18 protein-coding genes, 2 tRNA genes and 1 pseudogene are annotated in these 21284 nt (G+C 71.4%); 9 read left to right on the forward strand and 12 right to left on the reverse strand.

Going from position 1 to position 21284, the window contains the following annotated elements:
• Positions 1-32: 32 nt before the first annotated feature.
• A complete protein-coding gene (locus tag H958_RS34475; protein ID WP_051323717.1) occupies positions 33-1226 on the reverse strand; it encodes an ROK family transcriptional regulator in 1194 nt (397 codons plus the stop codon).
• A gap of 174 nt (positions 1227-1400) precedes the next feature.
• Here H958_RS34475 and xylA point away from each other — a divergent pair, with 174 nt between their 5' ends.
• Both xylA and H958_RS45815 read left to right on the forward strand, forming a co-directional pair.
• On the forward strand, positions 1401-2579 hold the full coding sequence (gene xylA, locus H958_RS0102525; RefSeq protein ID WP_028057506.1) for a xylose isomerase: 1179 nt from the start codon (positions 1401-1403) through the stop codon (positions 2577-2579).
• Between the two features lie 227 nt (positions 2580-2806).
• Complete coding sequence (locus H958_RS45815) at positions 2807-2974, forward strand: hypothetical protein (RefSeq protein WP_156027624.1); 168 nt, start codon at positions 2807-2809, stop codon at positions 2972-2974.
• Here the strand turns inward: H958_RS45815 and H958_RS0102535 are convergent.
• From H958_RS0102535 to H958_RS0102550, 4 genes are all read right to left on the reverse strand, one after another.
• On the reverse strand, positions 2971-3408 hold the full coding sequence (locus H958_RS0102535) for a hypothetical protein (protein ID WP_028057507.1): 438 nt from the start codon (positions 3406-3408) through the stop codon (positions 2971-2973). The two genes, H958_RS45815 and H958_RS0102535, sit on opposite strands and share 4 nt — an antisense overlap.
• Positions 3409-3710: 302 nt before the next feature.
• A tRNA-Glu gene (locus H958_RS0102540) sits at positions 3711-3782 on the reverse strand.
• 17 nt (positions 3783-3799) lie between these two features.
• Positions 3800-4549 carry an SDR family oxidoreductase gene (locus H958_RS0102545; RefSeq protein WP_028057508.1) on the reverse strand — a complete coding sequence of 250 codons (750 nt, stop codon included), beginning with the start codon at positions 4547-4549 and terminating at the stop codon, positions 3800-3802.
• Positions 4549-4887: a hypothetical protein gene (locus H958_RS0102550; RefSeq protein WP_156027626.1), complete on the reverse strand. Its 339-nt coding sequence runs from the start codon at positions 4885-4887 to the stop codon at positions 4549-4551. The genes H958_RS0102545 and H958_RS0102550 overlap by 1 nt, the downstream gene beginning before the upstream one ends.
• Before the next feature lie 177 nt (positions 4888-5064).
• Between H958_RS0102550 and H958_RS0102555 the strand changes: the two genes are divergently transcribed.
• Positions 5065-5138, forward strand: a tRNA-Val gene (locus tag H958_RS0102555).
• 580 nt (positions 5139-5718) lie between these two features.
• Here H958_RS0102555 and H958_RS48065 read toward each other — a convergent pair.
• A pseudogene (locus H958_RS48065) lies at positions 5719-6473 on the reverse strand (DDE-type integrase/transposase/recombinase); the annotation flags it as partial.
• Between the two features lie 1321 nt (positions 6474-7794).
• On the opposite strand from H958_RS48065, the gene H958_RS0102585 reads away from it, so the two are divergent.
• Positions 7795-8499 (forward strand): metallophosphoesterase, encoded by a 705-nt coding sequence (locus H958_RS0102585; RefSeq protein ID WP_028057512.1) that lies wholly within the window; start codon positions 7795-7797, stop codon positions 8497-8499.
• On the opposite strand, the gene H958_RS34485 is transcribed toward H958_RS0102585, so the two are convergent.
• Positions 8474-9970: an MFS transporter gene (locus tag H958_RS34485; protein WP_081685524.1), complete on the reverse strand. Its 1497-nt coding sequence runs from the start codon at positions 9968-9970 to the stop codon at positions 8474-8476. The two genes, H958_RS0102585 and H958_RS34485, sit on opposite strands and share 26 nt — an antisense overlap.
• 64 nt (positions 9971-10034) lie before the next feature.
• A complete protein-coding gene (gene pstS / locus H958_RS34490) occupies positions 10035-11060 on the reverse strand; it encodes a phosphate ABC transporter substrate-binding protein PstS (protein WP_156027628.1) in 1026 nt (341 codons plus the stop codon).
• 157 nt (positions 11061-11217) lie between these two features.
• Between pstS and pstC the strand changes: the two genes are divergently transcribed.
• The 3 genes from pstC to pstB are packed head-to-tail and all read left to right on the forward strand — an operon-like array spanning position 11218 to position 13894.
• Positions 11218-12174: a phosphate ABC transporter permease subunit PstC gene (gene pstC, locus H958_RS0102600; protein ID WP_028057513.1), complete on the forward strand. Its 957-nt coding sequence runs from the start codon at positions 11218-11220 to the stop codon at positions 12172-12174.
• Positions 12171-13061 (forward strand): phosphate ABC transporter permease PstA, encoded by an 891-nt coding sequence (gene pstA, locus H958_RS34495; RefSeq protein ID WP_051323720.1) that lies wholly within the window; start codon positions 12171-12173, stop codon positions 13059-13061. The genes pstC and pstA overlap by 4 nt, the downstream gene beginning before the upstream one ends.
• 17 nt (positions 13062-13078) lie before the next feature.
• Positions 13079-13894: a phosphate ABC transporter ATP-binding protein PstB gene (pstB, locus tag H958_RS0102610; RefSeq protein WP_028057514.1), complete on the forward strand. Its 816-nt coding sequence runs from the start codon at positions 13079-13081 to the stop codon at positions 13892-13894.
• A 33-nt stretch (positions 13895-13927) separates the two neighbouring features.
• Here the strand turns inward: pstB and H958_RS0102615 are convergent, their stop codons facing one another.
• Together H958_RS0102615 and H958_RS0102620 are read right to left on the reverse strand one after the other, a co-directional pair.
• A complete protein-coding gene (locus H958_RS0102615; protein ID WP_028057515.1) occupies positions 13928-14344 on the reverse strand; it encodes a hypothetical protein in 417 nt (138 codons plus the stop codon).
• Complete coding sequence (locus H958_RS0102620) at positions 14344-14877, reverse strand: hypothetical protein (RefSeq protein ID WP_028057516.1); 534 nt, start codon at positions 14875-14877, stop codon at positions 14344-14346. The genes H958_RS0102615 and H958_RS0102620 overlap by 1 nt, the downstream gene beginning before the upstream one ends.
• 105 nt (positions 14878-14982) lie before the next feature.
• Between H958_RS0102620 and H958_RS42645 the strand changes: the two genes are divergently transcribed.
• Together H958_RS42645 and H958_RS0102630 are read left to right on the forward strand one after the other, a co-directional pair.
• A complete protein-coding gene (locus H958_RS42645; protein WP_051323721.1) occupies positions 14983-16164 on the forward strand; it encodes an alkaline phosphatase family protein in 1182 nt (393 codons plus the stop codon).
• A 10-nt stretch (positions 16165-16174) separates the two neighbouring features.
• Positions 16175-17368, forward strand: a complete 1194-nt coding sequence (locus tag H958_RS0102630; protein ID WP_028057517.1) for an acyl-CoA dehydrogenase family protein — start codon at positions 16175-16177, stop codon at positions 17366-17368.
• A 61-nt stretch (positions 17369-17429) separates the two neighbouring features.
• On the opposite strand, the gene H958_RS34505 is transcribed toward H958_RS0102630, so the two are convergent.
• The gene (locus tag H958_RS34505) at positions 17430-20501 is read right to left on the reverse strand and encodes a glycoside hydrolase family 3 N-terminal domain-containing protein (protein ID WP_051323722.1); all 3072 of its coding nucleotides are present in this window, start codon (positions 20499-20501) and stop codon (positions 17430-17432) included.
• Between the two features lie 118 nt (positions 20502-20619).
• Complete coding sequence (locus H958_RS0102640; protein WP_028057518.1) at positions 20620-21264, reverse strand: response regulator transcription factor; 645 nt, start codon at positions 21262-21264, stop codon at positions 20620-20622.
• Positions 21265-21284: the final 20 nt, after the last annotated feature.

Here is a 21284-nt window from a genome sequence, read left to right on the forward strand (position 1 = left end):
GCGCTCGCCATCGACAGCGGCTTCACCGCCGGCTAGGCCAACAGGCGGCGCGCGAGCGCGTGCGGCGCCTGCGAGAGGAGCAGCGCGGCGGCGCCGAGCACCTCCGCCTTGTCGCCCAGCGCGCCCTGCGTGACGCGCACGGCTGCGACGGCGGGCGCGATCGCGCGGCGCTCGATCGCGGTACGCAGCGGGTCGAGCAGGACCGCTCCGGCTCCCGCGAGGTCGCCGCCGATCACCACCAGCTCCGGGTTGAGTACGTTCACGACCGCCGCGATCGCGTTGCCGACGGCGGCGCCGGCGTCGGCCACGGCGCGCCGCGCGCCGCGGTCGCCCTCCTGCACGAGCTCCAGCAGGCGCTGGACGGAGACCGGCTCACCGCGGCTGAACTCGAGCAGCCCCGCCACGGCCACCGGGCTGGCGATCGTCTCCAGGCAGCCGCGGTTGCCGCAGCGGCAGATCATCCCGTCCTCGACCGAGGTGACGTGGCCGAGCTCCCCCGCGACGCCGCACTTGCCGCGATACGGGCGGCCGCCGAGGATCAGCCCGAGGCCGATGCCGGCCGACAGCCGCACGTAGACCATGTCGTCGACGCCGCGGCCGGCGCCGAACATGTGCTCCCCGAGCGCGCCGACGTTCGCGTCGTTCTCGATCTGCACGGGCAGCCCGAGCCGCGCCTCCATCTCCTCGGCCGGCGAGATGCCGCCCCAGCTCGGGAGGATGCCCTCGACGTAGGCGGTGCCGGTCGCGGAGTCGATCGGCGCCGCGAGGCCCATGCCGACGCCGATCACGTGGCGCCGGTCGACGTTGGCCGACTCGAGGACGCCCTGGACCAGCTCGTGCGCGAGGTCGAAGCTCGCGGCCGGCGCGTGGTCGACCTCGGCGCGAGACCAGTCGTCGGCGATCGGGCTGCCGGAGAGGTCGCAGACGCCGGCGCGGATGTGCTGGTGGCCGAAGTCCAAGCCGACGGCGAACGCGGCGCGCGGCGCCAGCGACACGTACATCGGCGGGCGGCCGGCGGAGCGCGGGCGCTCCTCGTTGCGGTCCGCGTGCTGCTCGACGATGCCGGCGGCCTCGAGCTCGTCGACGAGCGTCGATACCGTCGGCCGCGAGAGCCCGGTGAGGCGCGCGACGTCGTTCCGGCTGGAGCCGGGGTTGCGGAGCAGCGCCTGCATCACGCGCAGCCGGTTGAGCTCGCGCGTGCCCGCGAGTCCGAGGTCGTCAGTCACCTGGCTCTCCCACTGAGCAGACTTTCGTCAAGTCCTACATTACTCTCAGTCTCAGTTGCCCGACCCGATGAGAGTTCTGCGATTTCGTTGACAGAACTTCGCGGACGGGCATAGCATCGCCGCCGCTCTCGCCATCCGAAAGGAACGTCCACCTTGAGTGTCACTGCTCCCCACCTGACCGGTGACGGCCCGAAGCCGTCGCCGAGCGACAAGTTCTCGTTCGGGCTCTGGACGGTGGGCTGGACGGCGAACGACCCGTTCGGTCCCCCGACGCGCCCGCCGCTCGATCCCGTCGAGTCGGTCCACAAGCTCGCCGAGCTCGGCGCCTGGGGCGTGACGTTCCACGACGACGACCTGATCCCGTTCGGGACGGAGGCGGCCGAGCGCGACCGCCTGATCGCCCGCTTCAAGGCGGCGCTGGAGGAGACCGGGCTCGTCGTCCCGATGGTCACGACGAACCTCTTCTCGCATCCGGTCTTCAAGGACGGCGGCTTCACGTCCAACGACCGCGGCGTGCGGCGCTTCGCGCTGCGCAAGGTCATGCGCAACATCGATCTCGCGGCCGAGTTGGGCGCGCAGACGTACGTGTTCTGGGGTGGTCGCGAGGGCGCCGAGTACCACGCGGCCAAGGACATCGGCGCCGCGCTGGAGCGCTATCGCGAGGGCCTGGACTTCCTCGCCGGCTACGTGATCGAGAAGGGCTACGGGCTGCGCTTCGCGGTCGAGCCCAAGCCGAACGAGCCGCGCGGCGACATCCTGCTGCCGACGGTAGGCCACGCGCTCGCGTTCATCTCCACGCTCGAGCACCACGAGATGGTCGGCGTGAACCCGGAGGTCGGGCACGAGCAGATGTCCAACCTCAACTTCGCCCACGCCGTCGCCCAGGCGCTGTGGCACGGCAAGCTCTTCCACATCGACCTCAACGGCCAGTTCAGCGCGAAGTTCGACCAGGATCTCGTGTTCGGGCACGGCAACCTGATCGAGGCGTTTTCGCTCGTCGACCTGCTCGAGACGCACGAGTACGCCGGCCCGCGCCACTTCGACTACAAGCCCTCGCGCACGGAGGACTTCGACGGCGTCTGGGCCTCGGCAGCGGCGAACATGCGCACGTACCTGCTGCTCAAGGAGCGCGCCGCGGCGTTCAGGGCGGACCCCGAGGTGCAGGAGGCGCTGGCCGCGGCCAAGGTCGGCGACCTGCTCCAGCCGACGCTGAACCCCGGCGAGACGCACGCGGACCTCCTCGCCGACAAGAGCGCGTTCGAGGACTTCGACCCCGACGCCACGGGCGCCCGCGGCTACGGCTTCGTCCGCCTCAACCAGCTCGCGCTCGAGCACCTGCTCGGCGCCCGCTAGCCACCACGGCCCCGGCTTCGGCCGGGGCCTCCACACCTCGTCCGCCGCCGGCGTCACCCGCGCGCTTCGCCGCGGGCGTCATCGGGCCGCCTCGCCGCCGGCGTCATCGGCCCGCTCACCGCGGGCGTCATCGGGCCGCCTCGCCGCGGGCGTCATCGGGCGCCTCTCCGCGGGCGTCTCCGCCGCGACTCGCCGGCCTCTTCATCCGGACGCGTCACCATGTAGTCGTGTTCGACCAGATCTGGGCCGTCTTCGCCTGCGTCGCCAGCTTCGCGATGTGCGCGCTCGTCGTCTACTTCCTCATCACCGGCCGCCACGACCGCGACCGGGAGGAGGAGGCGCGCGAGTTCTTCGACGCGCATGGCTACTGGCCGGACGAGGGGCCCACCCCCTAGCTCCGGAGGTCGGCCCACTCCGGCCGCTCGATCCCGGCGTACTCCTGGATGGCGCCGTAGATCGTCTGCACGATCCGGGTGGAGTTGACCGTGATCCGCGCCGTCCCGTGCACGAGCGGTTTGCGCACTCCCTTAGAGGCCGACGACGCTCGGTTGACCGTCGCCTTCCGCAGGCATGTCGACGGTAGCTCGAGGCGCCCGAGCCACCACGCCTCGATCTCGTGGAGCGTCTTGCCGTTGCCGAGAAAGCAGTTCACGGATAAGCAGACCCGCTCATCGGGCACGTCGTAACACTCGCGCAGGAAGCGCAGGAAGAAACACATCATGTCGGCGTCGGAGTTGGTGAACGCGACGCCGTTGCGCTTCTTCGAGCCCTCGGCCCAGAACAGCACGCAGCCGGCCCAGGGGAGGGGATCGTCGATCCGGGCGATCATGCGCCCGATGGACTGCGACTCGAGCCTCGCTCGCGCGTCCGGGTGCGGTTCGTCATGAGTCCGGCTCGCTGCCGGTCGGAGAGCTCGTCGAGCCGCCGTCTCTGCTCTGGGCTCAACGCCACATCGCGCACCCACAGGCTCACCGTCGATTGGGCGAGATGCAGTCGCCGGGCGATCGACTTGATGGAGACGCCGTCGCTTCGAAGCTGCCGGGCGCGTTCACGTACGGCTACGGGGTGCACGAACATATGTTCGCAGCAGTCCCGGACGGAACGCGAGCCCAGTTTCGAACCCGCGACCGATACCCCCAACGGGATTCGAACCCGTCCTACGAACGTGAAAGGCTCGCGTGCTCACCACTACACCATGGGGGCGCGCAGACAGTCTAGGCCTAGATGCTGCGCGTCACACCGCCATCGACCCGCACGCCCGTGCCGGTGATGTAGGCGGCCTGCCGCGAGCAGAGGAAGACGGCGGCCGCGGCGAGCTCCTCGACCCTGCCGAGACGGCCCGCCGGAACCGTCTCGCGCGCGCTCGCCTCGGCAGCCTCCATCGAACCTGACGTGTCCGCGACGCGGGCGGTCGCGATCCGGCCCGGATGCACGTGATTGAGCGTGACGTCATAGCGCGCGAACTCGCGCGCGAGGGTCTTGAACGCGGCGACGAGGCCGGGGCGATGCGCGTTGGAGAGCTGGAGCACGTCGATCGGCTCGCGCACGGCCATCGAGCCGATCGCCACGACCCGGCCGAAGCCGCGCTCGCGCATCCCCGGCAGCGTGCGCTCGAGGATCTCCATGGGGGAGAGGACGAGCGTGCGGTGCGCGGCCTGCCACTGCTCGCGCGTGAACGAGAGCGGATCGCCGGCGGGCGGGCCGCCCGTGTTGGCGATGTAGACGTCGAGCGGGCCCAGGTCGCCCTCGACCCGCTCCAGGAGCGCCGGGATCGCGTCGAGGTCGGCTGAGTCGAACGCGTAGCCGCGCGCACCCTCGATCGCCGCGGCGGCCTCGTCCGCCGTCTCCTGCGAGCGCGAGGTGAGCGCGACACGCACGCCCTCGGCGGCGAGTCCTTCCGCAATGCCGCGGCCGATGCCCTTCGAGCCGCCGGTCACGAGCGCGACCTTGCCGTCGATGCCGAGATCCATCAGGCGGCGGTGAGCCGGGGTCCGCGGCGGATCGCGAGCCGCCCGCACCAGGCGGCGAAGAGCGCAACGCCGAACGGCGCGCCGAGCCAATGCACGCCGATGAGCACGGTGAGCAGGCTCGGGACGCCCGCAAGCGCGGCGCCGATCAGCACCGCGACCGGCGGGAGCCGCAGCACAACGCCGGTCACCAGCGCGCACGCCGCCCACGCACCCGGCCCGGCGAGCCAACCCCAGTCGCGGAAGAACTGCTTGTCGAGCAGCGTCGCGAGCACGAGCGCCGTCACGGTGAGCAGGAGCGCCTGCAGCAGCGCCGCCCGCCAGGCGACCGACCGATCCATGCCGGGCATCATCGCACGCGCACCCCTCGCCGACGACGATCACGAAGCCCCCGCCGCGACGCAGCAATTACACGCCCGGCGTCCGGAACGATCGCGGCGAACCGCCGCCCCGATCCGCACATCCGCCCTACTCGCTCCCGCTCACGCGCAAGCCCGACTAGCATGGCTTCGCCGCAGGGGCGGTTAGCTCAGTTGGTCAGAGCGCCTGCCTTACAAGCAGGAGGTCGCGCGTTCGAGCCGCGCACCGCCCATCGCTGGAAATCAAGCACTTTGATTTCCCCCGTCTCAGAGCCAGCGCCCACACAGCGCCCATTGGAATTCGAGCGCCGGTCGTAAGCGTCCAACAGATCGCGCTCGTAGTCGTCCGCGCCGGCCGCCACGTGACCGTACGTGCGGTCGATCATCGGGACGCTCGTGCCCATCCGCCGCGCCAGCGTGAAGATGTCGATCCGCGCCACAAGACTCCACGTCGCGTACGTGTGGCGCAGGTCGTAGATCCGCCGGTGCGCGATCCCCGTCGCCTGCAGCGACGGCGCCCCCCGCGGGAACGGAAGTTGTTGATGTCGATCCGCTGGCCCGCCTGGTTCGGGAACACGATCCCGCCGCGGTGCTCGAGCCGATGCAGCGCGTGCACGGTCCTGGCGCGCAGCGGACGCGCCGGCGCGCGCGCTCGGTCTTCGCGTAGCGCTTCAGGCGGCCCGAGGAACTCGACCAGGACGCCATGCGTCGTGTCGAGCTCGGGGACGATCGCCTCGATCTCCTCCCAGCTCTCGAACGGATCGATCATCCGCGGCGCCGGATTCTTCACCAGCTATAAAGCCGCATGGCTGCGTCGAGCAGCTCGCGCCGCAGCGTCAGATGGAAGCGCTCCACCTTCCCGGTCGTCGTCGGCGAGCGGGGCCGGGTGAGCCGGTGCGTGATGCCGTTGCGGCGGCAGATCTTGTCGAAGAGCACCTCGCCGCCGCGTCCGAAGCGATCGGTGAGCTGCTTGCCGTTATCTGTGAGCACCTCCTCCGGCGCGCCATAGCGCTCCAACGCCTGCGAGAAGGCCATGCAGACCGCGCGGCCGGTCGCGCGCTCGACGACGCTGGCAAGCACGCAATAGCGCGAGTGATCATCGACGCCGGTGACGACCCGGCCGTCGCGGACCTCGCCGGTGATCGTGTCGACCAGCCGCGGCCCGTAGATGATGTCCCGCTGCCAGAGCTGCATCGCTGCCGGCCGCTGCCAACGCACATAGTCCGAGCGCTGCTTGCGCCGCGCCCGCGGGATGACGAGCGCGTGGCGGTGCAGGATGCGGTTGATCGTCGCGCGCGACCGCAACGGCTCTGGCGGCCGCCGGAACGCGCATCAACTCGTGCAGGAGCCGCTGCGCGCCCCACTTCGGGTGCCTGCGTCGCGGCTCGCACACGATCGCCTCGACCTCGCCCGAGGCCCGATGCGGACAGCTCCTCGTCGCGTGCGAGCGATCCGCCAACCCAGCCAAGCCCGCCTCTCGGTAGCGGGACCCAGGCGTGCACCGACTGGCGCGAGACGCCCGCGTCGGCCGCAACCTCAGTCACCGCGACTCCATCCAGAACTGCCATCACCGCTCGATGACCGACAACGCCACCAATGCCATTCCCGGCCTCCTCGCTGCGACCCCAGCAACAAGGACAGCCGATCACGGCCGCTGTCAAGCATCTCCTGCAACTCCGCCGTAAAGCATCAACCGAGACAGGACACTGCAGGTGGGTGACACTCTGCGGGTACCTTCTCTACGTAGTCAAGGGCGGCTCGCTTCGCTCGCCGCCGGCGCCGGGTGTGGGCGGCCGCAAGCGGCCGTCCTCTCCGGCGCTAGGCCGCGAAGGGGATGACCTGGAGCGTCGACCAGCTCGACGCGGGGACTCAGCTACCGAGTCGCTGCGGATAGCTCCACGGACCGGACGCCGTCAAGGCGACTACTTCGCAGCTCGCTGCGCTCGGCCCTGTCGGGCTTGTCCTTGACGGCACCGGCCCGCTCCGCTGATGCGCTGGGTAAGCCGGCTGCGCCGGAAGTGCCTCAGGCACCGAGACGACGGCATCAGACCGACGGCGGGAGAACCGGCCCAGCGGGTTCGGGACAGCCCCCATACGGGGTTCGCGGACCCCGACGTCAAGAGACGGGATGAGCACCGCGCAGACGCCTGCCAGCTGCCTAAGAGCGCGCACCGTCGAGTGGCAGAGTTGCAAGTGTCATGAACCCCTCGCTGATGCACCTGACCGACGCCGCCGCCCATCAGGCCGACGGCAAGTCGCGCCGCTGCTTCCGTGAGCCCCGCAGCTAAGACAAAGAGCCTTGCCATGACCGTCCTCGCCACCACCATTCGCCGGCCCCCCGCCTCGCACGCCTTCGTGGTCCCCGTCGTGCGCGAACTGCCCGCGCAGTCGACGCGCTTCGCGGCCGACTCGGCCTGGTAGCCGGGGGCGACCCCTCGTCGCACGCCAGCCGTCGCGCGCGAATGCGGACGGCTCACCGCGGCAGTACGCAACCGCGGCGGCCAACCGCGCCGGCGCACCATGGACCTCGCGATCGCCGCCACCGCCAACGTGCACGGCGTACCGCTGCTCACTCACAACAGCGCGGACTTCCAGATCATCGACGACCTGATCGAGGTCCGCGCCCCGTAGCCGGCGGAATCACGCATCCCACCCCCACGTGGATGTGGTCGCAGTGATCGGCGCGCGCGAAGCCTCGCGGGTCCGACGGACCGTCCGGGTCCCAGCAACAGATGAGCCGTCGACCCGCCGCTCGACGATGCAGTGCTCGACCGCACCCCCGCCCTGAACCGCGTCGGGATCGCGATCCAGAGCCCGCGGACCGTCCCGCGCGCGTACGCCTCGGCGTCCACGGTATGCCGCTGGCCCGCGCCCTATCCTCGCTCACCCATGCTGGCCCAGCTGAGCGATCCCCACATCCGCCTCGACGACGACGCGCCGACGGAGGCCCTGCGCCGTGCCGTGGCCGCGCTGGAGGCACTCGATCCCACGCCGGACGCCGTGCTCGTCAGCGGCGACCTCGCCGACTCCGGCGATCCGCGCGAGTACGCGATCGCGCGCGAGATCCTGCGGGAGCTTCCTATGCCGGTCCACGTCCTCCCCGGCAACCACGACGACGTGGCCGCCCTGGAGGCCGTGTTCGGCCCGGTGGAGTACGAGGTCGACGCAGGCCCGCTGCGCCTCGTGTCCGTCGACACGACGATCCCCGGCCGCGACGATGGCCGCATCCCGGTCGAGCGCCTCGCGGCCCGGCTCACCGGCGAGAAGCCGACGATCCTCGCCATGCACCACGCGCCGCTCGTCACGGGGGTCAAGCCGATGGACGACCTCGGCGTCCCCGGTGAGGACCGCCGCGCGCTCGCCGAGCTGCTCGCGGGCCGGCCGCATGTGAAGCGGATCGTGACCGGCCACCTACACCGCACGATGGTCGGCGCCGTCGGCGGGGTGCCGGTCTTCGTATGCCCCGGCACCCATCTCCAGCTCGCGCTGGAGCTCACCGCGACCGCCGAGCTGCCGTCCAACGACGATCCGCCCGGCTACGCGCTGCACCTCCTGCGCGACGGCGAGGTCACGTCGCACCTCGTCCTGCTGTGACGGCCGGCGCCTCGCCGGCGCGCGCGCGGTCGAAGCGGCCCGAGCGCAGCACCCGCGACGTGGCGCCCTCGCGCACGAACAGGAACAGCACCACCGCGACCGCGATCAGCCCCGCGTCCAGGAACACCGCCGCCGACCAGCCGCCCGTCGCGTCGCGCAGCGCGCCCGACACGGCGGGCGAGAGCACCGCGCCGATCTCGCCGATCAGGTTGTTCATGCCGAACGCGGCGCCGTAATGGGCGGGATCGGCGATGTCGGCGAGCATCGCGTGCGCGATCGGCTGCATCGCGTTGAAGAACGTGCTGGCCGAGAACAGCAGCGCCGCCATCACCCAGACCGACGCCGAGCCGGCGGCGACGACGAAGCCGAACATCACGGTCAGGACGCACTGGATCGCGGTGAACGCGACCACGAGCGGCTTGCGCCCGATCCCGTGGCGCACGGCGACGTCGGACAGCCAGCCGCCGACGGGGAAGCCGAGGATGCCGGCGCCCGCGTTGAACGCCGCGATCAGTGCCGAGCGCCCGAACGAGGAGTGCGCCGCGTCGGCCACGATCGAGACCGACCAGAACGAGAAGAACCACAGGTTCCACAGCACCGCGATGAACGCGACGTTGATCAGCACCAGATCGCGCGAGCGCAGGACGTCGCCGACCTCGCCCGTCCGCCGCGCCAGCACCGAGATGACGAGGATCAGCGCGAGCGCGACCTCGAGGATCGCGATCCACAGGTCCGACAGGCCTGCCGCGTCGCCGATGAAGTAGACCGCCATGACGGCCGCCAGTCCGGCCGCGGCGAACGCCAGCATGTGCAGCGTCGCGCGCGCGTACGGGAGCCCCGGCTGCTGCCGGCGGAAGTAGGCGGCGCACCCGATCGCGACCGCCAGGGTCGCCGCGCCGAGCGCGAGGAACGCCATCCGCCACGCCTGGTCGGCGGCGAAGACCTGGCCGCCGAGGTCGATCAGGTTCGGCGCGAAGACGGTCGCGATCGTGATGCCGAGCGCCAGGCCGGTGATCACGACGCCCATGCCGAGGCTGCGCTTCTCCACCGGCGTCTGCTCGGCGATCAGGCTGCGGTCGTTGGAGTAGAACGTGCCCTCGCCGAGTCCGGTGAAGACGCGGATCGCGATGAACGCCACCAGGCCGGTGACCAGGCCGCTGAGCATCGTCGCGATGCCCGCCCAGACCAGGCTGATGACGATGATCGTGCGGTGCCCGTACCGGTCGCCGAGATAGCCGCCGGGGAACTGCGTGAGCATGTAGCCGGCGAAGAACAGGCCGCCGATCAGGCCCGCGAGCGCGTACGGCTTGTCCGACTCGGCCAGGAACGCGACCTTGTTGTCGATCATCCAGGTGACGACGGGGCCAGTGAGCGCGCGGTCAGCGGCGCTGACGGTCCAGCCCAGCAGCAGGAACACCCACAGGGTGCGATAGGCCGGCCAGCCGCCGGCACGGATTCCTCTCTCTCCCATGCCCTCCGGGGTACCCGGAGGCTGACGTTGAAATGTCAGACGGAGCGGCTGGCCGGCTTCCCCGCTAGCCCTGCTTGACCTGCTTGAGCGTGTTCTTGGCCGCCTTGAGGACGACCGGAGGGATGCGCGCGAAGTCGAGCGCGGGCCCGTACTTCTGGCCGTCGGTCATGGCGTACAGCACCAGCTTGCTCAGGCCCGAGGCCTTCGGCGTCGCCTTGGGGACGATCGCGTAGGTGAACGTCGAGAGCGGGTATGCCGTCTTCGCGCTCTTGGGCGGAGCGACGATGTGCATCTCGTTGCTCGCCGGAACCCGCTTCACGACATCAGCAGCGGCCTGGATGTTCTTCAGGTTCGGGTACTCGAACTTGCCGGCGGCGTTCTGCAGCGCCGCGGCCTTCAGGCCGTGGGCGATGATGTAGGCGGCCGAGATGTAGCTGATCGCGCCGTTGGTCGAGCTGACGACCGCGGTCACGCCGTCGTTGCCCTTGCCGCCGACGCCGGTCGGGAAGCTGACCTGCGTGCCGAAACCGACCTTGCCCTTCCAGGACGGGCTCGTCCGCGAGAGGAAGTCGGTGAACGCGTACGTGTCGCCGGATCCGTCGCTGCGGAACACCGGCGTGATCTTGAGGGCCGGCAGCGAGACGCCCTTGTTGATCGCCTTGATCCGGCGGTCGTTCCACATGCTGATCTGGCCCTGGAAGATCTGGCTCAGCACGGACGAGTTGAGCTGGAGCTTCTTGACGCCGTCGATGTGGAACGCGATGCCGGTCGCGGTCAGCGCCCATGGGATCTGGACGCAGCCGTGGCACGCCGCGGCCTGCGCCGCGCTGAGCGGCGCGTCGGACGCCCCGAAGTCGACCGTACGCGCGGTGATCTGGGCGATGCCCGCACCGGAGCCCACGGCGCCGTACGTGACCTTGATGTTGTTCTTGCCCTGGAAGTCCAGGCTCCACTTGGCCATCAGCGGCGCCACGAGCGTGGAGCCTGCTCCGACGAGCTGGGCGTCCTGCGCCATCGCGTTGGATGCCGAGCCAGCGACGCCGACTGTCAGCGTTCCTAGGGCCAGGGCGACGAACCTGCTGCGCTTCAAAGCGTTTCCTTCCGCTTCGTATGGGTGGGAATTCCCGGGTCGCAGTAGGTGAGCACGTGTACGAGGCCTTACCTGTTGCCTACCTGTTGGCGAGCTGTTGCTTTCTCGTGAATGGCCGGCCGCCGCGGAGGGCGAGGCGAACTAGGGTCAGCGGGCGATGCCAGCTCGCGCCATCTCGACGACCCCGCACGCCCGCGCCCGGCGCAAGCGCATCGACCGGGCCGCCGACCGCACGCTCCGCGGGCTCTGCGTCGCCGCGTCGGCGCTCGTAGGCCTGCTGATCGCCGACATCGCCTACCAGCTGCTGCACGGCGGGAGCCTCGCGATGTCGCGCTTCGGGCTCGGCTTCCTCGCCGCGGGCGCCTGGAAGCCCAACTTCGACGTCTTCGGCGCCGGGCCGCTGCTCTTCGGCACCGCCGTCACGTCGGCCATGGCGCTGGCGATCGCGACGCCCGTCGGCATCGCGATCGGCCTGTTCCTGAGCATGTTCTCGCCCCGCCCGGTGCGCGGCGTGATCGGCCCGCTGGTCGAGATGCTGGCGGCGATCCCGAGCGTGATCCTCGGCCTGTGGGGCATCCTCGTGCTCGGCCCGTTCCTGCGCGACCACGCCGAGCCGTGGCTGCACTCGAGCCTCGGGTTCCTGCCCATCTTCGGCGCTCCCGAGACCAGCGGCAGCAGCGTGTTCACGGCGGGCCTGATTCTCGCGATCATGGTGGTGCCGATCATCGCCTCGATCAGCCGCGACCTCTTCGAGACGGTCCCGCGCGAGTTGCAGGAGGGGGCCGCGGCGCTCGGCGCGACGCCGTGGGAGGTCGTCCGCGGGATCGTGCTGCCGTCGACGGCGTCGGGGCTCGCCGCCGCCGCGTTCCTGGGACTGGGACGCGCGCTCGGCGAGGCGATCGCGGTGACGCAGGTGATCGGCGCGCGCACCGGGGTGCATTCCTCTCTGTTCGAGGCGGGCGACACGCTCGCCAGCCGGGTCGCGAGCCAGTTCGACGGCTCGGTCTCCCGCCTGCACACGTCGGCGCTGTTCTACCTCGCCGTCGTCCTGCTCGTGATCGGGCTGGCGGCGAACCTGCTCGCCCAGTGGATCGGCAACCGGTTCGCCCGTTGACCGCCCTGTACGACCCGACCGCCCCGCTGACGGCGTCCGGCAACCTGCGCCGGCGCCGCGCGGTCAGCCGGCTGGCCCAGTCCGGCGCGGTGGCGTCGGCGGTGCTCGCCGTCGGGGTCCTCGGCGTGGTCGTCGGATCGGTCGCCCAGCGCGGCGCCGGCGTGATCGGCATCGACTTCCTGACCAAGGCGCCGCCGCTGTTCGGCGGGCCGGGCGGCGGCATCGCGCCCGCGATCGTGGGCACCGCGGTGATCGTGGCGGTGGCGACGGCGATCGCGATGCCGATCGGCGTGCTCGTGGCGATCTACCTGGCCGAGTTCGCGAGCCCGCGCGCCGCGCGGCCGGTGCGGCTGGCGCTCGATCTCCTGAACGGGCTGCCGAGCGTCGTGGTCGGGCTGTTCGTCTTCGGGCTCCTGGTGGCCGGCCACAAGCAGAGCGGGTTCGCCGGCGCGCTGGCGCTCGCCATCATCATGCTCCCGCTGATCGCGCGCGCCACGCAGGAGATGCTCCTGCTGGTCCCGCGGCAGCTGCGCGAGGCCGCGGATGCGCTGGGCGTGAGCCGGTGGCGGACGGTCGTCGGGGTCGTCCTGCCGAGCGCGCTCGGCGGCATCGTCACCGGCACGGTCCTCGCCGTCGCGCGCGCGGCAGGCGAGACCGCTCCGCTCGTCTTCACGTGCTCGATCTTCGCCAATCAGACGACCGTGGACGTCTTCGGCACGGCGGTGCCGAACATCCCCGTGATGATCTTCAAGCTGTCGGAGGCGGCGGACCCCTCGGGGTTCGCGCGGGCGTGGGGCGCGGCGCTCGTGCTGCTCGTCTTCATCCTGCTCACGAACATCTCCGCGCGGGCGCTGCTCGCGCGCAGCCGGAGGAAGCTGACCCGATGAGCCTGCCCCCCGCGCGCATGCGCGTCGTCACCGAGACCGCACGGCGCGTCCCGCTGCCCGCGATCCGGCGCGAGACCGTGTTCGACGTGCGCGACGTCGGCGTCCACTACGGCCCCAAGCCGGCGCTCGCGGGCGTCACGCTGAAGATCGAGCGCAACGTCGTGACCGCGATCATCGGCCCATCGGGGTGCGGGAAGTCGACGTTCCTGCGCAGCCTGAACCGGATGAACGACGCCGTCCCGGGCTTCCGGATCGGCGGCCAGGTCCTCTACCACGGCCACGACGTGTACGGCGGCGGCGTCGACCGCGTGGAGGTGCGGCGCCGGATCGGGATGGTGTTCCAGAAGCCGAACCCGTTCCCGAAGTCGATCTTCGACAACGTGGCCTGGGCTCCGCGCAACCTCGGGCTGCGAGCGGGGCTGAGCGAGCGCGTCGAGCAGGCGCTGCGCGGAGCCGCCCTGTGGGACGAGGTCAAGGACCGCCTCAAGCAGAGCGCGCTCGGCCTCTCCGGCGGCCAGCAGCAGCGGCTGTGCATCGCTCGCGCGATCGCGGTCGAGCCTGACGTGCTGCTGCTCGACGAGCCGGCGTCCGCGCTGGATCCGATCGCCACGGCGGCGATCGAGGAGCTGATGCACAGCCTCAAGCGGCGCTACACGATCGTGATCGTCACGCACAACATGCAGCAGGCCGCGCGCGTGGCGGACCGGACCGCGTTCTTCAGCCTCGACGACCAGCGCACCGGCGCGCTCGTCGAGTACGACGCGACGGAGACGATCTTCACGCAGCCCGCGGACCCGCGGACGCGCGACTACGTCAGCGGCCGGTTCGGCTAGGGGTCCGTTGAAGAATGGTCGTATCGGGATTCTTCAACGGGCCCCTAGGCCGCCGTCGATCGAGCCGGCCTGCAGCTGCTGCAGCAGCGGCTGGCCGCACTGCCAGCAGTAGGTGGCGCCCGGCGAGTGCGGCGCGGCGCAGATCCCGCAGGACCCGGCGGCGCCGGTCTGCTCCATCCGCAGCAGCCGCTCGACCTCGCCGAGCTCGGCGTCGGCCTCCTGGAGCAGCGCGGCGCGCCGCGCGAGCAGGTCGACGTGGACCTGGTTGCGGATGATCATCTCGTAGGCGAGGCCGCCGAGGTCGAACTGCAGCTCGCTGACGCGCGCGGCGAGCTGGTCGCGCCGGCGCACGAGGTCGATCGGCAGGTCCGGTCCGGCCGGCGGCTCGTAGCCCGGATCGAACGGTCCGGGCGCGGCGACGTACTCGCGGCTCGAGTTGCGTCCGAACATCACTGGCCGAAGAAGTCGCCGGTGAACTTGCCGTCCTTGTAGCCCGCGCCCTTGCCCGAGCTGCCGACCTTCACGTCGGGCGGCGGCGTCTTGGCGGCCTTCGGCGTCGGCGTGGGCTTCGCCTTGCCGGCGGACTTCTCCGGCTTGGCCCCCGTCTCGTCGGGAGCCGGAGTGGCGGACGCCGTCGCCGCGGCGGTCGCGGCGGGCGCGGCCGCGCCCGCCCCGGGCACCGTCACGATGCGCACGGGCGCGGCGGCGGTCGGCGCGGCCGACTTGGGGGAGGTCCGCCCGATCTCGACGCCGACGCCGAGCGCGATCAGCAGCGTCGCGACGCCGGCGATCAGCGTCGCGCCGGGCGGCGGCGCCGCGCGCCGCGGCCGTGCCGGCGGCAGCGCGGGCGGAGCCGAGGCGGCGACGTACCGGCGCGGGTCGTTGCGGCGCTCGCCGCAGACCAGGCAGTAGCGCTGATCGGGCTGCATCGGCGAGCGGCAGGCCGCGCACAGCTCGGCGCTCGCCGGCATCAGGATGTCCATCGGGCGGGTGATGGGGCCAGTCTGCTTCCCCGCGGCGCCCAAGTTGTGAACCATTCGTTGCGCCCGCCGCGCACGAGGCGCCGCGGCGGATAGACATCAGCGGCCGTGACCTGCGCGGAATGCCAGGCGCCGCTCGACTCCGGCCAGCGCTACTGCCTGGAGTGCGGCGCGCGCAACGACCCGCCGCCGCCGCGCTCGTGGCTGCCGTCGCCGCGCGCCGCCGCCGTCGTGATCCTCGGCGTGCTCGCGTTCGGCGTCGCGCTCGGCTCGGCGCTGGCGCCGCCGACCGAGGGCGCGGCGGCCGAGACCGTGGTGCTGGCGCTCCCGCCCGCCGCGACGCCCGTCGCCACGCCGGTCGCGACCCCCGCCCCGACGGCCGAGCCGACGCCGGAGGAGACGCCGGAGCCCGAGCCGTCCGCCACGGCCACCGCGACTGCGACGGCGACCCGCACGCCCAAGCCGACGCCGACCGCGACGCCCACGCCGGAGGCGCCGCCGGCCGTCAAGCACGTGTTCCTGATCCTGCAGTCGGGCGGCAGCATCGACGACGGCCTGCGCAAGCAGGGGGAGATGATCCCGAGCTACGCCGCCGTCACGCAGGGCGAGCTCGCGAACGAGATCGCGCTCGTCAGCGGCCAGGATCCGACGCCGGCCGTCACGGCGAACTGCCCGCAGTACGACTGCGTCTATCCGCCTGAGGTCAAGACCGTCGCCGATCAGCTGGCGGCGGCCGGCAAGACGTGGCGCGCCTACGTCGAGGATCAGCCCGCGGCGTGCAGCCATCCCGCGCCGGGCGCGTCCGACGCGCCGGCGGGCGACTACGTCACCTGGCGCAACCCGTTCGTGTACTTCCACTCGCTGACCGGCGGCGACGCCTGCGCGAACTTCGACGTCGGGCTCGACCAGCTCGGCTTCGACCTGACGGCGGCCGACACGACGGCGTCGCTGTCGCTGATCGTGGCCAACCGGTGCCACGACGGATCGGACACGCCGTGCCCGGCGGGCTCGGGCGATGCCAAGGCGTTCCTCGAGACGACCGTCGCGCAGATCCTGCGCTCGCCCGCCTACAAGGAGGGCGGTCTGATCGCAGTCACGCCCGCCCAGGGCGGCGGCCTGCTGCTGATCTCCCAGCAGGTGAAGCCGGGCAGCAGCGCCGACACCGGCGCCTACAACCACTATTCGCTGCTGCGCTCGATCGAGGACCTGTTCGGGCTCGATCCCCTCGGCCACGCCGCCGACCCGAGCGTGCTCGCATTCGACAAGGCCGTGTACAACGCCGGGGGGTAGCCTGGACGGCATGTCCGTCTCCGCACCCTCCCTCCCCGCGTTCGATCCGCTCGACCCGCTGGGGGTGGGCGCTCAGCTCGACGACGAGGAGCGGCTGATCCGCGACACCGTGCGCCAGTACGTGCACGAGAAGTTCCTCCCCGTCGTGGCCGAGCACTTCGAGGCGGGGACGTTCCCCGTCGAGATCGCGGCCGATCTCGGCCGGCTCGGGCTGCTGGGCATGCACCTGCACGGCTACGGGTGCGCCGGCGCGTCGGCGACCGCCTATGGCATCACGTGCATGGAGCTCGAGGCGGGCGACTCCGGCCTGCGCTCGTTCTGCTCGGTGCAGGGCTCGCTCGCGATGTACGCGATCCACCGCTGGGGCAGCGAGGAGCAGAAGGAGCGCTGGCTGCCGCGGATGGCCGCGGGCGAGGCGATCGGCTGCTTCGGCCTGACCGAGCCCGACGCCGGCTCCAACCCCGCGGGGATGCGCACGCGCGCGCGCCGCGACGGTGACGAGTGGGTGCTCGACGGCGCGAAGATGTGGATCACCAACGGCTCCGTCGCCGATGTCGCGGTCGTGTGGGCGCGCACCGACGAGGGCAAGGTCAACGGCTTCCTCGTGGAGCGAGACACGCCGGGGTTCAGCGCGCCGCGGATGGAGCACAAGCTGTCGCTGCGCGCGAGCGTGACGAGCGAGCTCGTGCTCGACGGCGTGCGCGTGGGCGAGAACGCGCGGCTCCCGGAGGCGACGTCGCTGCGCGGGCCGCTCTCCTGCCTCAACGAGGCGCGCTACGGGATCGTCTGGGGCGCCGCCGGCGCCGCGCGCGCGTGCTACGCGGCGGCGCTCGACTACGCGCGCACGCGCGAGCAGTTCGGCAAGCCGATCGCCTCCTACCAGCTCACGCAGGCCAAGCTCGCCGAGATGGCCGTGAAGGTCGGGCAGAGCTACCTGCTCGCGCTGCACCTCGGGCGGCTCAAGGACGCCGGGACGCTGCGCCAGGAGCAGGTCTCCTTCGGCAAGTACCACAACGTCTCGGCGGCGCTCGAGGTCGCCCGCAGCGCCCGCACCGTGCTCGGCGCCAACGGCGTCACGCTCGAGTACCCGGTGCTGCGCCACGCGAACAACCTCGAGTCGGTGCTGACCTACGAGGGCACGCACGAGATGCACACCCTGATCCTCGGCGAGGCGATCACGGGGATCGCGGCGTTCACCGCGTAGCGTCGCCGAAGGCGAGCGAGAGCGCGGAGCCCTCGCTCGCCTGGCAGGCGAAACCCCTCGTCTACGGGCTTGTCGTGGACAGCGTGAACGTGAGCGTCTTCGAGTAGCTGCCGGTTCGCAGCGCGTCGTTGGCGCCGATGTGCTGGGAGAACCCGATCGCGACGGCGGCGTTGGACACCGGTGCCGTCCACGAGGCCGGCGCCAGCGTCACCTGCAGCGCCTCCGGGAGGGAGAAGCTGCCGTTGGCGAGATGGCCGGGATCGCTGACCGTCAGCGTCGCGTCGCCGGCCGTGCTGATCACGTTGGCGGTGGTGGCCGCCGTGTAGGTGTTCGCGACGCCGGGCGTGAACACGCCGAACGACGCCGGACCGGCCAGCGTGAGCGCGAGCGTCGCCGGCACCGTGCCCGAGACGCCGCCCGGCGTCTCGGTCAGCGCGAAGCCCGCCGTCGTGGCGAGCTTGGACACCGCGTTCGCGACGTTGCCGACCAGCAGCTCGTGCTCGGCGTCGGACGTCAGCTTCGCGGACGCGGGCGTGATCGCCGCCTGCTGGGCGTAGTCGCGGGCGATCGAGACGACGAGGTCGTCGACCGTCCACGTGTCGGCGCCGGTCTGATCGAGCTGGCGGGCGATGCCCGTCAGCCGCAGCAGCACGTCGCGCTCGTCCCACGTGGGCAGCGCGGCGAGGGCGGTGAGCGCGTCCTTCGCCGGGCCCGCCGGGAGTGCGGCGGCGGCCGCGGACGCGCGCGCCGCCGGAGCGTCCGTGCGCAGGCCCCAGCCGAACGGGTACTGCGGGTCATATGACGCGTCGCCGACGTTGATCGGCTCCTGCGTGAGCGCCTTCGGCCACGTCATCGGCAGCCGGCCGGTGAACGGCTTGTCGCCGAACAGCACGTCGGCCACGCCCGCGCCCTCGCTGCCCGGCAGCCAGGAGGCGACCGCGGCGTTCATCTTGCCGAGCCGGTCGGAGATGGCCAGCGGGCGGCCCGAGATCACGAGCACGACGCACTTCATCGCGCCACAGACCTTGTCGACGGCCGCGCCGTCGGCGGCCGGGAGCGTCATGTGCTGGGTACCGCTGCCGCTCATCGAGACGTCGCCGTTGCCCTCGGCGTACGGCGTCTCGCCGACGACGACGACACCGACGTCCGAGCCGCTCATGTCGGCCGACGCGTCACGGCTGTAGGTGACCGTCGAGCCCGGAGCGACCTGCGAGAGACCCGCCCGGATCGACGTCGCGCCCTGGATCCGCGCGTTGCCGGAGGCACCCTGCCAGTCGACGGTCCAGCCGCCGGCCTGGTTGCCGAGGTCGTCCGCGCCCGAGCCGGCGAGGTAGATCTTCGCCGACTTGCTGAGCGGCAGGACGCCGTCGTTCTTGAGCAGCACCTGCGACTCGGCGACCGCCTGGCGCGCCGACGCGCGGTGCGCCGCCGAGCCGACCTCGCCGATGTGCGTGCGGTCGGTGAGCGGGTGCTCGAACAGCCCCAGCTCGAACTTCTGCGTGAGGATGCGCTTGACGGCGTCGTCGATGCGCGACATCGGGACGTACGTCGGCGAGCCGGGCGCGGCGTTGACGTCCGCGATCAGGTTGGTGATGAACGTGCGGTGCGCGGACGGCTCCATCGCCATGTCCATGCCCGCGTTGATCGACGTCGCGACCTGGAGCGTGTTGGGCTGGCTGCCCGTGCCGCCGGGGATCTGGTGGAGCGCGTTGTAGTCGCTGATCAGGAACCCGTCGAAGCCGACCTGGGTCTTGAGCCAGTCGGTCATGAACTCCTTCGACGCGCTCATCTTGAGCGGGTTGCCGATGCCGTCGTCGGTGAAGTCGTAGCTCGAGTACGACGGCATGATCGTGCCCGTATGGTGCTGCTGGACGGCCTGCACGTAGGGAGCCAGCGCAAGCCGCTCGAAGTCGGCGCGGCTGACCCGGTCGATGCCGGTGTTGATCGCGTTCGGCGTCTCGGCGCCGTAGGTCGCGAGGCCGTCGCCGGCGAAGTGCTTGGTGCTGGCGACGACGCGATCGTTGGCGGCCTTCGCCGTAGGCGTCGTGCCCTGGAAGCCGTCGATCGACGTCTCCAGCAGGGTCACGAGCGCGGGATCCTCGCTGTAGGACTCGTACGTGCGGCCCCAGCGGTCGTCGCGTGCGACGCAGATGCAAGGAGCGAACGCCATCTGCGGACCGGTCGCGCGCGTCTCGGTGGCGGCGATGTGGCCCTCCGCCTCGGCCAGCGCCGGGTCATGGGCGGCGCCGATGCCGATGTTGTGCGGGAAGATCGTCGCGCCGACCAGGTTGTTGTCGCCGTGCACGGAGTCGATGCCGTAGATCAGCGGGATCTGCAGCGGCGTCCGCAGGGCGCGCGTCTGGAAGTCGTCGATCATGTTGGCCCAGGCCGCGGGGTTGTTGCCGTTGGCCGGCACCGATCCGCCGCCCGACAGGATCGAGCCGATCCCGAGCGCCGCGATGAAGTTCGCGTTGTTGTTGGACGTCGCCTGGTTCTGCGCGTTGCTCGTGACCGAGCCCGACTGCGAGAACGCCGGCCGCTCCGGCTGCGTCATCTGCCCGACCTTCTCGTCGAGCGACATGCGCGAGAGGAGGTCGTCGACGCGCTGGGAGATCGGCAGCGACGCATCGAGGTACGGGAACCCGTGCGCGTTGATGACGACGGACGGCGGGCTCTGGTTGTTGGTGATGGCCGAGCCGTTGGCGCTCGTGGCCGTGAACGGGACGGTGATCGTCTTCGCCTTCGCGGCGCCCGTGACCGCCAGCGTGGACACGTCGACCGTCTTGACCGTGCCGGACGCGCTGCCGGCCGGGAACGTCACCGTGCCGGTCGCGGCCGTGTAATCGGTGCCCGGGACGGCCGTGTCGGGCAGCGTCTTCAGGTTCGTGCCCGAGCCGATGCTCAGCGTCCCTCCGGTGCTGTAGCTCACCGTGACGTCGGCGTCGGTCGCGACGTTGCCCGTCGTGGTGAGCCGGATGCCGACGTGGGCGGTGCCGCCCTGGTCGACCAAGTAGACCGCCTGATCCGCCTGCAACGTCACCGGCACGGCCGCGTGGGCGGGCTCCGTGATGACGACGACGGCAGCAGCGGAAAGCAACGCGGCGATCCCCGCCGCGCGCGCTTGCCAGCGCATTGACCCCTCCTCCTCCTTGGGACTGAACGGCCGCGACTTTCCCGCCGCGCCCATCCGATGTCAAGGTTCGAACGAAATCGAGCGTTCCCGCTCTCATTTTCGTTCGGACCCCGAAGGACTACGCGCCGAGATACGTCAGCACCGCCAGCACGCGGCGGTGGTGCTGGTCGTCGTGCGAGAGGCTGAGCTTGGCGAAGACCTTGCGGACGTGCTTCTCCACCGCGCTGTGCGAGATGTGCAGGCGCTCGACGATCGAGGCGTTGGTGTGGCCCTGGGCCATCAGCGCGAGCACCTCGGTCTCGCGCGGGGTCAGGCGATCGAGCGGGTTCTCGCGCTGCTGGCGGACGAGCAGCTGGGCGATCACCTCGGGGTCGATCACCGTCCCGCCGCCGGCGACGCGCTCGATCGCGGCGAGGAACTGGTCGACGTCGGCGATCCGGTCCTTGAGCAGGTAGCCGACGCCGCGAGCGCCGCCCTCCAGCAGGTCGGCCGCGTAGCGGTCCTCGACGTACTGGCTGAGGATCAGGATGCCGGTCTCCGGGTGGCTGCGGCGGACCTCGACGGCGGCGCGCACGCCCTCGTCGGTCTGGGTCGGCGGCATCCGCACGTCGATCAGCGCGATGTCGGGGCAGTGCTCCTCGATCGCGGCGACCAGCGCGTCGCCGTCGCCGACCGAGGCCACGACCTCATGGCCGCACTCGCTCAGGAGTGCGGCAAGACCCTCACGCAGGAGGGTCAGGTCCTCAGCGATCACGACTCGCACGGCAACCAAGCACCGTACGC

The organism is Candidatus Solirubrobacter pratensis, from assembly GCF_000425945.1.
Lineage (GTDB): Bacteria > Actinomycetota > Thermoleophilia > Solirubrobacterales > Solirubrobacteraceae > Solirubrobacter > Solirubrobacter pratensis.

Bases quoted from the DNA above. Each gene is read 5' to 3' on its own strand.
- H958_RS0102550 (WP_156027626.1), bottom strand. From the start codon at position 4,887: ATGGATCGGTCGGTCGCCTGGCGGGCGGCGCTGCTGCAGGCGCTCCTG.
- H958_RS0102545 (WP_028057508.1), bottom strand. From the start codon at position 4,549: ATGGATCTCGGCATCGACGGCAAGGTCGCGCTCGTGACCGGCGGCTCG.
- H958_RS0102585 (WP_028057512.1), top strand. From the start codon at position 7,795: ATGCTGGCCCAGCTGAGCGATCCCCACATCCGCCTCGACGACGACGCG.
- H958_RS34505 (WP_051323722.1), bottom strand. From the start codon at position 20,501: ATGCGCTGGCAAGCGCGCGCGGCGGGGATCGCCGCGTTGCTTTCCGCT.
- pstC (WP_028057513.1), top strand. From the start codon at position 11,218: ATGCCAGCTCGCGCCATCTCGACGACCCCGCACGCCCGCGCCCGGCGC.
- H958_RS34485 (WP_081685524.1), bottom strand. From the start codon at position 9,970: ATGGGAGAGAGAGGAATCCGTGCCGGCGGCTGGCCGGCCTATCGCACC.
- H958_RS0102630 (WP_028057517.1), top strand. From the start codon at position 16,175: ATGTCCGTCTCCGCACCCTCCCTCCCCGCGTTCGATCCGCTCGACCCG.
- pstB (WP_028057514.1), top strand. From the start codon at position 13,079: ATGCGCGTCGTCACCGAGACCGCACGGCGCGTCCCGCTGCCCGCGATC.
- H958_RS0102535 (WP_028057507.1), bottom strand. From the start codon at position 3,408: ATGATCGCCCGGATCGACGATCCCCTCCCCTGGGCCGGCTGCGTGCTG.
- H958_RS0102615 (WP_028057515.1), bottom strand. From the start codon at position 14,344: ATGTTCGGACGCAACTCGAGCCGCGAGTACGTCGCCGCGCCCGGACCG.
- H958_RS0102620 (WP_028057516.1), bottom strand. From the start codon at position 14,877: ATGGACATCCTGATGCCGGCGAGCGCCGAGCTGTGCGCGGCCTGCCGC.